This is a genomic window from Paenibacillus sp. NPDC056722 (assembly GCF_042790635.1).
GTDB lineage: Bacteria > Bacillota > Bacilli > Paenibacillales > Paenibacillaceae > Paenibacillus_AQ > Paenibacillus_AQ agri.
Map to the genome: position 1 here is coordinate 526685 of NZ_JBHTYV010000002.1, position 12330 is coordinate 539014.

9 protein-coding genes and 1 pseudogene are annotated in these 12330 nt (G+C 49.5%); 2 read left to right on the forward strand and 8 right to left on the reverse strand.

Features of this window, described 5'->3' with window-relative positions; genetic code table 11:
• Nucleotides 1–102 precede the first annotated feature (102 nt).
• From ACFRAM_RS06820 to ACFRAM_RS06830, 3 genes are all read right to left on the reverse strand, one after another.
• Nucleotides 103–1851, reverse strand: coding sequence for an extracellular solute-binding protein (locus ACFRAM_RS06820; protein WP_379465109.1), 1749 nt, complete (start codon nt 1849–1851; stop codon nt 103–105).
• Between the two features lie 27 nt (nt 1852–1878).
• Entirely contained in the window at nt 1879–4239 is a 2361-nt protein-coding gene (locus ACFRAM_RS06825; protein ID WP_379465111.1) for a helix-turn-helix domain-containing protein, read from the reverse strand.
• A gap of 329 nt (nt 4240–4568) precedes the next feature.
• A complete protein-coding gene (locus ACFRAM_RS06830) occupies nt 4569–5693 on the reverse strand; it encodes a glycoside hydrolase family 88 protein (RefSeq protein WP_379465113.1) in 1125 nt (374 codons plus the stop codon).
• A gap of 617 nt (nt 5694–6310) precedes the next feature.
• Here ACFRAM_RS06830 and ACFRAM_RS06835 point away from each other — a divergent pair.
• Nucleotides 6311–6571 carry a hypothetical protein gene (locus tag ACFRAM_RS06835; protein ID WP_379465115.1) on the forward strand — a complete coding sequence of 87 codons (261 nt, stop codon included), beginning with the start codon at nt 6311–6313 and terminating at the stop codon, nt 6569–6571.
• Nucleotides 6572–6581: 10 nt separating this feature from the next.
• Nucleotides 6582–6716, forward strand: a complete 135-nt coding sequence (locus tag ACFRAM_RS06840; protein ID WP_379465117.1) for a hypothetical protein — start codon at nt 6582–6584, stop codon at nt 6714–6716.
• Nucleotides 6717–7333: 617 nt separating this feature from the next.
• Here the strand turns inward: ACFRAM_RS06840 and ACFRAM_RS06845 are convergent.
• The 5 genes and pseudogenes from ACFRAM_RS06845 to ACFRAM_RS06865 form a co-directional block, all read right to left on the reverse strand.
• Entirely contained in the window at nt 7334–8215 is an 882-nt protein-coding gene (locus ACFRAM_RS06845; RefSeq protein WP_066373602.1) for a carbohydrate ABC transporter permease, read from the reverse strand.
• Between the two features lie 10 nt (nt 8216–8225).
• Nucleotides 8226–9182, reverse strand: a complete 957-nt coding sequence (locus ACFRAM_RS06850; protein WP_379465118.1) for an ABC transporter permease — start codon at nt 9180–9182, stop codon at nt 8226–8228.
• 70 nt (nt 9183–9252) lie between these two features.
• Nucleotides 9253–10887: a type 2 periplasmic-binding domain-containing protein gene (locus ACFRAM_RS06855; RefSeq protein ID WP_379465119.1), complete on the reverse strand. Its 1635-nt coding sequence runs from the start codon at nt 10885–10887 to the stop codon at nt 9253–9255.
• A gap of 672 nt (nt 10888–11559) precedes the next feature.
• Nucleotides 11560–12021 carry a GlcG/HbpS family heme-binding protein gene (locus ACFRAM_RS06860; protein WP_379465529.1) on the reverse strand — a complete coding sequence of 154 codons (462 nt, stop codon included), beginning with the start codon at nt 12019–12021 and terminating at the stop codon, nt 11560–11562.
• Between the two features lie 78 nt (nt 12022–12099).
• Nucleotides 12100–12222 (reverse strand): annotated as a pseudogene (locus ACFRAM_RS06865) (RNA 2'-phosphotransferase); the annotation flags it as partial.
• Nucleotides 12223–12330: the final 108 nt, after the last annotated feature.

Genomic DNA, 12330 nt, shown 5'->3' on the forward strand with positions numbered 1-12330 from the left:
TCCAGTTTGGCTCAAATAAACAAGAAAAAACCCTGCCACTTTTCGGCAGAGCTCTTTATGTCTTTATAGCTTTCTGTTATATCGACATTCACTGATGCTCTCTCACCGTTTCACATAACGCTTCAGCGCTGCGGTCTGAATCTCGATCGCCTGGTCGATCTTCAGGGCTTTGATCTGGGCTACGTAATCGTCGAAGTTCTCTAGCGGCTCGATGCCAAAAATAATCTTCAGGGACATTTCATCCACCAGTGTCGTAACATCCGCCATGATTGCGGAGAACTCAGTACTCTCCTTCTCGGTTTTAGAGATTTGCGGCAGCATAGTGTGCTTGGCATCGGTGTCTGACCAGATGCTTACAGCATCCTTCTGCTCAGGCAGGAAGTAATACTGCTCCAGATAACGGGCATCCTGTACAAAAGGGCCAAAATAACTGGCCCGCGTATACATGGCCAGTGATTGAGCCGGTGCCAGCCTATCCTTGTTCTGCATGATAAGATCGGTATAAAGCGGATACCCGTTCTTCATCTCATAGCTAATTCCTTCAATACCAAAGTTGAAGAGCAGATGTCCTGCGGGACTGTAGCCGTAATCCAGCATGCGAACCGCTTCCTCTACATTCTTGCTACTGCTGGAAATCGCTACGCCACCACTGCCCATGTAGGCATTGGCTCTCTGCCCGAATTTCGGCTTCTCTCCAGCATGAAGCACCGGATAAGGAGCCGGGACGAACTTGGCCTGCGGCCATTTGTCCTTCACAGCGGGCTGCCACATCCCAATGCCTGCACCAGCATTCCAAATGCTGGCCCCGCTTCGGCCGGAGATCATATTGGCATCGAGCGTCTTGGTGTCGACGGAAGACATATTTTTGTCAATCAATCCTTCAGCATACCACTCTCGGAACAGAGCCAGAAAGGACTTGTATCCAGGCTCCATTGCCCCGTACTTCACTTGACCCTGATCCAGATAAAAGCCTTTCTTAATCCCGTAGGCCCCGACAAAGGCCCCACTCTCAATACCGAATAGCGGGCTGGGGACGCCCAGGAAACTAAGGGGTGCCGCAATCCCCTTCTTCTCCTTAAAGGCCTTCAGGACGGTATGCCAATCGTCAATGGTGACAGGCACCTGAAGCCCCAGCTCATCCAGCCAATCCTTGCGGATAATCGGCCCCTGGTAAGTAAGCAGTTGTTCTTCTCCCTGGATGAAGGGGAATACGTAATAGCTGCCGCTATCCGTCTTAATCTGCTTATCGATCTCGGGATGCTCACGTAGATATTGCTTCAGATGAGGTGCATACTTGTCCATGACTTCATTCAAGCGCAAAATGTACCCGTCGCTGATCGCCTTCTCCGGCCCCCCAGGAAAACCGGCCCATTCGTATTCCAGCATATCCGGTAGATCCCCCGAAGCCAGTAACACATTAATGGCCTCTCTGGCCTGATTGGCCGGAGGCTGAATGAAATCCAGCTTTACCCCGGTCCGGTGCTGCCATTCCTGAAAGAAGGGGACATCCTGAAAGGTAGGTTTGATATTGCCGGCGTTGCCATTCAGCTCAGCCCAATACGTGAGCGTCTTATTCGTATGGATCGGATAACCGTCCTCTTGGGGAATATCCGCCTCTATACTATTTTGTGCGAAAGGTGGCAATGAGGCCTCCTGTTGCCTTGGTTCCTGTGCCTTGCAGGAGGATCCCAACACCGCAAGCAACAGCAGCAGCCACAGGATGTGCCGGGATTGACCGACTATCCCCCGCTTGCCATCCTTGGTTGATTCGTTCTGATCATCCAGACTTCCTGTATATTGTTCTCCAGCAACTCTCTCTACACCATTGCTCTCCGTTCTATGTTCTCTCATGAAACGTCCTCCTTTCTTCCGGATGTGTCATTTCATTTCCTTGAATTTGCCCGGGGTAATCCCCTCATATTTCTTGAATACACGAATAAAGGTCGCCACCTCGTTGTACCCGGCCTGCTTAGCAATATCGGAAATTGAAGCCTGCCTCGTCTTCAGCATCTCCTTAGCCTGCCCGATCCGGTATTTGTTGATATAATCCAGCACGCCTTCCCCGGTCTGGCTCTTAAACAACTTCGATAAATAACTGCCCTTCATGTTAAAATGCTCACCGATCATATTGACGCTCAGATTGGAATTACTGTATTGGTCCTCAATATGCGCTGTAACCTTCAGAACCAGATCGCGCAGCGATTCTGCCCGTTCATGTGAGACGTTCTGCTCCAACTTGGCTGCGGCAAACGTACAGACTTCGGCAACCAATGTCTGGAGCTCCGCCTTCATCTCCAGGATGGTGTCACAAGCAATGATTTGATCCAGCCATAAAGGGTTATCGCCCAACATGCTGCTGTCCCCGTCGCCAAGTTCGTTCATCGCCTTCACCATAGTTCCAGCAAGATTAAAGATCAGACACCTTGCAAGCGTCAGTGAAATAATCGGCTGATTGAAGTTACGGTCTGTCACCTCGTCGATGATTTTGGTGACCTGCTCCATGTCACCCACCTTGATCAGATTGATAATCTGTTGCTCCACCTGTAGCGGATAATAATATCCGGTCTGTGAATGATCCGTTGTCTCTCTGCGAATTTCGTCATAAGCAATGATCTCCTGTTTGCCGAGCACCATTTTATAGGCCATGGCGTCTACTGCCTCGCGGTACGCTTCAGCAATACCTGACAGGGAGGAATGAATGCCGCCGATGGACAGCGTCAGTACCATCTGATAGCTGGCCAGAAAGCGCTGCGCTTCCGCAGCAATAGCCTTAAGGTCGTCTTTGAACACAGTGGACTCAGGCTCTCCACAATTCACCAAACACACCATCATATCATCCACTTCCACCGTATATCCGACATGGTGATACTGCTCCGCCAGCTCCTCTACCACATTACTGATGATGAACTGAATCAGCTTGCTTTTCTCATGCAGATCAATGCCTGGCAGCTGGGCGGACAAACTTTCACCGTTCTCCACCATGAACAGGATCACCGCAAACTCTTCTGACAACAGCTTGATGTCAAAAGACTCAAATGCCTCTTCGTATGGAATCAGCGGATCTGTTTTACCTTTGAGAAGCCGATTGAGCATATTAGAGCGCAGCACATGCTGTTGAGCCTCCAGCTGCAGAGCGATTTTTTCCTTTTCACTTCTGGTTTTCGAGATGGATCTTTGAATAAAGCTCAGTTCGTTCCAGTCGGTCCGTTCTTCATGAGAGTTCTTGTCTGTCAGAAGCTGTACAAGCTGCTGAATCGGTGAATAATTGCGGCGCATAAAGAACCAGGTCAGCACCCCCGCGCTCACAAAACTGAGAAAGAGGCTGATATAAGTGAATCTGCGGACATACTCCGCTTTTTCCCAATAAATACTGCTCGGGATCATCAGGACATATTTTAGTTTAGATATGGAAGATTGAATGTAAAAAAGCTCGGAATCCCCGTCTCTTGCCGGAATATTCATGACTTGGCCGCTGTCGGCCGGTAAATCCTGCAATAGCTGCTCCAGATTGATGGATACTGGCAGGTTGGACAGCAGTACCTCGTTCTCTTCATTAAGGACCAGGATTTGACCACCGCTGAAGCCGGATATGCCCTCGATGGCCTTCTGGAACCTTGCGGTATCCGCCATAACCACTACCGTCCCCGTCTCCCTCCCGTTCAAATCCTTCGGCAAGTGGGTCAGGTAAGCTATGCCGGTCTGCGGTTTGGCCGAATCTAGATGAGGCAGCAGCAGAAAACGGTTATTCGCCGATCCATGGATCGTATCCAGCCACTGTTCATAGGTCAAGGAACCGGTGTTGTGAATCGTATTGAAAGCGGTTTCCAAATCGCGCACATTACCGGACCGGATAACAGACCCATCTTGATCCCAGGTGACATAGAACTCGTCTATAGAGGCATACGAGGTCTGATACATCCGCAGCTCTTTGACCAATTGATAGACCGTGAACTGGGCATCGCCCGGGGTTTTGCTTGAATACATCAGATCCTGGAGCTTGTTGTTCCAGGTCATCTCCATATTCAGACGCTTCATCAGATCAATCTGGGTGTCAATGGTATACCGAACCTGTCTCAGCATCGAATCATTGGCACGATGAATCTCACTTTTCAGCGCCTGACTCGACTGGGTGTATACCAGCAGGCTGACAATCATCGGCACGAACAAGACGGCGCTGTATGAGATTAACCAGGTAACGATGATACTTTTCCGTTTCTCCCACAAATATTTTAGATTCAAAAAAACCCCTCATCTTCTGATATGATTTGGATTCGGCGTATTCTTATTATAACGATCATTTCAGCAGAGGGAATGTTCAAAAAGTTAAAACGGATTGATAAAAATGACAATGACCCGAGTGGAAGGTTCCATTTCGGGTCATTGTCATATGGGTGTTTATGCCTGAAAAAGGCCGTAATTACAAGGATGTGGGGTGACAACAGCTCAAAAAATCCGGTGCTGGCATCAAAAAATTCGGTGCTCCCAGCCTTTCAGCTTGGCGATGGCCTCCGCGAAGAAGTAGCTGCGCGGGTGCGGGTGACAACAACTAAAAAAATACGATGCTGCCTTCAAAAAATCCGGTGCTCCCAGCCCTTCAGCTTGGCGATGGCCTCCACGAAGAAGTAGTCGCCGTAGATCAGCGACACGTCCACGTTCTCACCGGCCGGTTTGTGGCCGGTGCCGTGGAGGAGGATGGCCTCATGGCTGTCATCCTCCCACGTGCTGTAGTGCGCATCCAGCGACCCCAGGATGCGCTCCGCCGCCGCGCGATAGACCTGGCCTTCGGCCGGTGTCAGACGCTCGGCGATCTCCAGCAGCCCCGACGCAGCGCAGGCGGCTGCTGAGGTGTCGCGCGGCTCGCCAGTAAGGCTCGCTGCCGCGCGGAAATCCCAGTGCACGACCTCATCCTCCGGGAGGTTCGCGAGGAAAAAATGGGCGACTCGCCGCGCCGCATGCAGAAATACCTCATCGCCCGTGTGGCGATAGGTATTCGCCATGCCGTAGAGCGCCCATGCTGCGCCCCGGCTCCAGCCCGAATCCGGGGCATGGCCCTGCCCGCCGAGCACTTCGAGGCGCTCGCCGGAATCCGGGTCGAACACCACGATGTGGTTCACCGACCCATCATCCCGGATGAAGTGCTTCAGCACGGTCTCCGTATGGGACCGGGCAATCTGCGCGAACCGGGGATCGCCGGACTGCTGCGAAGCCCAGAATAGCAGCGACAAGTTCATCGAGGTGTCGATGATGGACCAGCCATGCTTGTCGCCGTTCCAAGCCCGGATGAACCGGCCTTTCAGGTTGTACCGTCCGGCAAGGAAGTTCGCCGCGAACAATCCGCGGCGCAGACCGTCCGCATCGCCGGTCAGCAGATGCTTGAACACCGCCGTGGGCAAGAATTGAAAGCCCACATCATGATCGTAGGCATTAGGCTCCAGCATGAGCCGCTCCAGCCGCTCGTCCCAGCTCCAGGCAGCCTCTTTGTATGCTTCCTTGCCGGTCATGTCATACATGAGCCACAGGATCCCCGGCCAGAAGCCGGACGTCCACCAGTCGATCCGCTTATCGTCATACTTGCCGTCTTTCCCAGCTACATGCGGCGATTTATCGCCAATCAGGCGGAGCATAAGCGTCGTCTTGCGCTCCAGTCTGCCCCAGACTGCGGCAGCATCGAAGGTATATTGTGTTGTTTCCATAATTGAGGTGCTCCTTTCTATTTTTCTTTTAGATATTCTTGTTATCTCAGCAGTTTTAATGTCTCGTTAGCCCTTTAATATCACGTTAACTCCTTGTTATCTAGATGACTATTTATTACTTTAGTTATATAAGGATTTTAAAATTCAAACAGTGTTCCCCGTGGCTCTCCAGCAAAGACGAGCTTTCGGCCACAGTTGTCTTGGACTCCATAAAGATGATCAACGGTATTTCATTCTGCATTCCAAATTAACGGCATTTTTGTACCTTATATTTCTTGTTTCGTGGAAAATTAAGGATATAAGAGCAATATTGTACCTTATTTTGTGAAAAGTGTCGTCCTGGGACTATATCAGGAAGAATTAGCATACAAAAATGCACTTATTTTGCTCAGATCATCCATTTCAACAAAATTAAGGTACAAAAATGCCCTTATTTACATTCGGAGTAGCTTGAGAGTGGTAGCCAGGGAGCGGTTTGAGTTACTTAAGTTGCTTGAGTTGCTTGAGTTCGCGTGAGTTACCTAAGTTGCTTGAGTTGCTTGAGTTGCCTGAGCTGCCTGAGCTGCCTGAGTTGCCTGAGCCGCCTGAGTTACCTAAGTTTTCTTGAGTTACTTGAATTGCTTGAGTTACCTGCGTTGCTTGCGTTGCCTGAGCTGCTTAAGTTGCTTAAGTTGCTTGAGTTGCCTGAGCTGCTTGAGTTGCTTGAGTTGCTTGAGTTGCCTGAGCCGCCTGAGTTACTTGAGTTGCCTAAGTTGCTTGAGCTGCTTGAGTTGCTTGAGTTGCTTGAGTTGCTTGAGTTGCTTGAGTTGCTTGAGTTGCTTGAGTTGCTTGAGTTGCTTGAGTTGCTTGAGTTGCTTAAGTTGCTTGAGTTCGCGTGAGTTACCTAAGTTGCTTGAGTTGCTTGCGTTGCTTGAGTTACCTGAGTTGCTTGAGTTACATAAGTTGCTTGCGTTGCCTGAGTTGCTTGCGTTGCCTGAGTTGCTTGCGTTGCTTGCGTTGCCTGAGTTGCTTGAGTTCGCGTGAGTTGCTTGCGTTACCTAAGTCGCGTGAGTTGCTTGAGCTGCCTGAGTTACCTAAGTTGCTTGAGTTACTTGAATTGCTTGAGTTACCTGAGTTGCCTGAGCTGCCTGAGCTGCCTGAGTTGCCTGAGCCGCCTGAGTTACCTAAGTTGCCTGAGTTACCTAAGTTGCCTGAGTTCGCGTGAGTTACTTGAGTTACTTGAGTTTCCTGAATTTACCTTAGTTTCCTGAGTTACTTGAGCAGCTTGGAAGTAGCTTGAGAAACAAACATAGGCCCTACCTCACTACCGTGGATAATTTGGGCTTCCGGTCGCTTTGTCTCGAAGATTATCTCTTTTCAACCACTTCTAACGGCTAAATCTTCTGGCGCCAGATTATGCTTACGGGTAGGAGTTTCCTGCGGTAAGCTTTCAGGCGAGCGGCTCGCTCCTATAGTCCCAAACTTCTCCTCCCTCTTCGCTTTTCGTCACTTTCTTTTGTTCGGCATATTTTGTTCGGCTTATATAGTTTTATTTAATCCTTATCAGCTCTGGACATTTAACCAGCCCTTTACTGTTGCTGTTCACTAGCACTTTACTATCACCAACTCACTTTGCCTCTGCTTATATCGCCACTCTCCACTTATCCTTTCAGCGAACCCACCATAACACCCTTAACGAAAAAGCGCTGTACGAACGGATATACACATAGAATCGGGATCGTAGCCACCATTATCGTCGCGTATTTGATCGTTTCGCCGATCTGCTGACGGTCTCCGGCGCTGGCTCCGGCGGACATGCTGTCCGTGGAGTTGGCGATCAGGATTTCCCTCAGTACCAGCTGCAGCGGGTACAGTTCCCGGCTCTTGATAAATACGGAGGCATAAAACCAGCCATTCCATTTATCTACCGCATAATATAGAATCATCACGGCGATGACCGGCATGGAAAGTGGAATGATAATCCGGAACAGGATGGTGAAATGGTTCGCCCCGTCGATTTTAGCCGATTCCTCCAGACTGTCAGGAATGCCCATAAAGGCCGTGCGCATAATGATCAGATTGAACGTGCTGATGGCAAAAGGAATGATGGTTGACCAGAGCGAATCCAGCAGCCCCACCCCTTTGACGACAAGATACAATGGAATCAATCCGCCATTAAAAAACATCGTAAAAATAATCAGCACCATGAAGGCATTATTCCACAGCACGTTTTTGCGGGACAGTACATAAGCGCCCAGCGCGGTCATAACGAGGTTAACGGCAAGGCCGGCCACCACGATGAACATCGTATTGCGGTAACCGGTCAGGATGCCGGAGTTGGCCAGTACACTTTTATACGCATCAAAATTAATACCGAGCGGCCGCCACAGAATTCCCTTATGCACCATCAACTGCGCGGAGTCGCTAAAGGATGCGAACAGCACATACAGCAGCGGATACAGCGTGACCACAACAAGAAATGTCAGAAATACATAGATGCCGGCATAGAATAGTTTATCGAAAATAGAGCTTTCTTCCTTCATGGGTTTCACCTCACCACAAGCTGTTTTTGTTCACTTTACGGCTTATATAATTCGCGGTGACCAGCAGCGCCAGATTGATCACTGAATTAAATAAACCTACGGCAGAGCTGTAGCTCCAGCCGAATTCAAGCAGACCCTTACGATAGACAAAGGACGATATGACATCGGCCGTCTCGTACGTGATCGGGTTGTAGAGCAAAATGATTTTTTCAAAGCCAACATTGAGCAGGTTCCCCATTCGCAGAATGAGCATAATGGAGATGGTCGGCAGAATCCCCGGCAATGTGATATAAAACATCTGCTTGAGCCGGCTGGCGCCGTCCATGCGGGCCGCTTCATACTGTTCCACATCGATGCTCATCAGCGCGGCGATATAAATAATCGACTCCCAGCCGATCCGCTGCCAGATCTCTGACAGGATATAGATGGGACGGAACAGCTCCGGCTTTTGCAGCATGGCCTGACCGTCATAGCCGAAATAAGTGAACAAGCTGTTGATAATGCCGTCTGCATTCGTGAAGTCGGTAATAATCCCGCAAATGACGACAAGTGAAATAAAATAAGGCATATAGGTAATCGTCTGCGCTACCCGCTTGAAGGATTTGCTGCGTACCTCGTTGATCAGAAGCGCCAGGATGATGGGTGCGGGAAACTCAAAGATCAGCGAATACAGGCTGATGACGATTGTATTTTTCAAAATCCGCCAGAAGTAATAGCTGTTGAAGAAATCATAAAAATGCTTTAGTCCGACCCAATCGCTGCCCAGAATCCCCTTCATGGGGGAATATTCCTTAAAGGCGATGAGCGCCCCGTACATCGGCGCATAGTGGAAGATCAGATAGTACGCGACTACAGGGATCATCATGAGATAAAGATACTTGTTGATCCGGAAGTCGCGGATAAAACGGTTGGTGCTTCTAGCAGATCCCGGCGCTTGCTTGCCCACTGCGGGTTGTGTTTTTGCCATATGGCTGTCTCACCTCTATCCAATTTGAGAGAGAGGGCAGGCACGCCCCCTCCTTCTTATCCTGATGATCTTAACGTGCTTTGTAACGATCCAGTGCGGCCTGCTGAATCGCAATAGCGCGGTCCAGATGTAGCGAATTCATTTTGTTCACATAGCTCTCGTACTGATCAACCGGCTCCTGACCCAAAATAATCTTCAGCGTCATCTCATCCACCAGCGTGTTGATATCGTTCATAATCGTTGCGTATTCGGAGCTTTCCTCCGGTGTCGGTGTGATCGGCGGCAAGCTGTATTTGGCTGCGTCCGTGTTCTTCCAGATGCCCACCGCATCACGCTGGGTCTGCAGGGCAAAAAATTGCTCGGCATACCGTTTATCCTGAATGAATGGACCGTTATAGCTGCCGCGGGCATACATCGAAATGGCCTGTGCCGGAGCCAGCTTGTCAGGATTCTTCATCAGCAGATCGGTATATTTCGGATAACCGTCTTCCATGTTGTAGCTGACGCCTTCCGTCCCGAAGTTAAAGAACAGCCGGCCTTCCTCGCTATAGCCGTAATCCAGCATTTCCACAGCCAGGACAGGGTCCTTCGCAGAAGTCGAGATAGCGACCGTTCCTTCAGATGCATACGCCTGATGTTTTTGACCAAACTTCGGTGTTTCTCCCTTGTTCAGGACCGGATAAGGTGCAGCCACCAGCACGGCTTTCGGGTCATTACCCTCCACCAGCGGCTGCCATTTGCCGATCCCGCCACCTGCGTTACCTACGGATGCGCCAGTCGCACCTGAGGCCATGTTGCCGTCCAATGCCTTGGAATCGGCGGTTGCAATGTTCTTGTCGATCAGGCCATCGGCATACCACTGACGGAACAGCTTCAGGTATTCTTTGAATCCGCTTTCAGAAGGACCAAACTTAATCTTGCCATCCTCCTGATAGAAGCCGCGAGTCACGCCGAAAGCGCCCAGGAAAGCACCATTGCCGGATTCATTGAAGAAACGCGGTTTGCTTACGACCGCGAAAGGAGCCTTGGCGCCTTTCTTCTCTTTGAACGCTGTCAATGTCTTCGTCCAGTCGTCGATGGTTTCAGGTACCGGCAGACCCAGTTCATCAAGCCAGTCCTGGCGGATAATCGGTCCTTGGAACACCCGCAGGAAGTCGTCACCACGTACAAACGGGAAGGCATAATAACTGCCGCTGTCGGTCTTTACCATTTTGTCCACATCAGGATTGTCCTGCAGATATTTCTTCAGATTCGGTGCGTGCTTGTCGATCAGATCGTTTAGCTTCAGAATGTATCCGTCGTTAATCGCTTTCTCAGGCCCCCCTGGAAAGTCACCCAAAAAGTTGTATTCAATCATATCCGGCAAATCACCGGAAGCCAGCATCACGTTCAGTGCTTCCTTCACCTGTCCGGTCGGCGGGGCGGTGAACTTAAGCGGTACCCCGGTTTGCTTTTGCCAATCTCTAAAAAAAGGAACATCCTCGTGCGTTGCTGCAACTCCGATTAAGTTGCCGTTGATTTCTCCCCAATAGGTGAGCTTCTTGTCTGTCTTGATGGGATAGGTCACTGCTTCACTGCTTGTTTCCGTATCATTCGTTGACCCTGTGTTTTTGCTGTTCGTTGCCGTCTCTTCTTTAGAAGAACACGCGGCCAGCGACGTCCCCAGCATCATGAGGACCAGCACAGAAGATAACCATTTTTTCATTACATGACCTCCGCTACTTTAGGTTATGGTGGTGAGATGCATCTCTTCCACAGAATAATGAATATGGAGGGCTGGCGATATGGTCAAAAAATGAATTCGGATGGTGATTTTGAGCCAGGAGGATGGATGATTTGTGAAATAGAATGGGCAAAATCGGGGATGAATCAATTAAAATGACATCAAAAAACCATTTTTTAAATATTATCCTGTTAAAATACAATAAAATGTTACAAGTCAACTATTTCCGTTGATTTTCGGATAATAAATTTTACTTTGGGGATTGGCTGGCACTGGCGCTCTAGCTCTTCCTCTGCTCCATGCAAAGAACATCTCGGCAGCGGGTGACTACACGGAAGGTGTATGCCAGTTTGCTTGTATCATGGAAAAACCTCCTTTTCTCATCGTGATTCTACATTTCCATTTCATCTGCGTAGAATTAAAAAAACATCCCAATTAGCATACTAGCATTCGGGATGTTTCCGTTTGAACCAATTATATGATCATGCGCGATGCTTTTTAGGATGTGAAGAGTCCGGCAAATGGTTGTCTGCTGCTCAGCTTTAGCCTAGCATACAACCGCCAAGTTTGAGAATCACGGCTTGTCCAGCCGGCAAGCAGAAGCAGAACCTCGGTCACCCGAAGGCTCTGCAATGTAAATCCGGTCCGCAATCCTTAATACCGGTACGAGCCGATACGGGCATTGACGTTGACTCCATTCGACTTCCCGGCAACCATCGATTCAAAGGCTTGAACGGCAGCAGTCGCTATTTCGATATCCTGATCAGCGCTCCCTCCGCTTACGCCAACCCCGCCGACGAAATGATCGCCAATTTTTAACGGAATACCGCCCGCAAGAATGACGAGTCTGCCTTCATGGGTCGTATTAATGCCGAATGCAGGGCCTCCCGGCTGAGCAGACTGTTTCAAATTCGCAGTTGGCTGCTGCATGCTGATACTTGTCCAAGCTTTGTTTTTCGAAATTTCTACGCTGGCAATCCGGGTTCGCTCCATTCGATTTAAGACAAGCAAATGCCCTCCATCGTCCACAATTGAAATCGCAATCCGTATTCCCATTTGCCGAGCTTTATGCTCCCCAACTTCTGCCATATGCTTAGCTACCGCCAAAGTTAACACCAAACAATCGCCCCTCCCCATATTCTCTTACAGAATATGTTGTAGCAGAGGAAACCGTGATAGTAAACCAGATTTCAGACGTGAAGCGGACAACAGCTGCTCCATTCTCACCCAGCCTTCCGGGTCCAATTCCAACTGGTAATCCCACGGCGCATGTCTAAGTGCATAAGATACTTCTTTGCTTGTTTGTAAGTAATTCATTTTGTTATCCTCCACTTTCATTCTTCTAACATCCCATCTTACTCTTTGGAGCCACCATTGGAAGTATCCCCTTACTACTAATTACAATGCAAACACCCCTCCAATTCC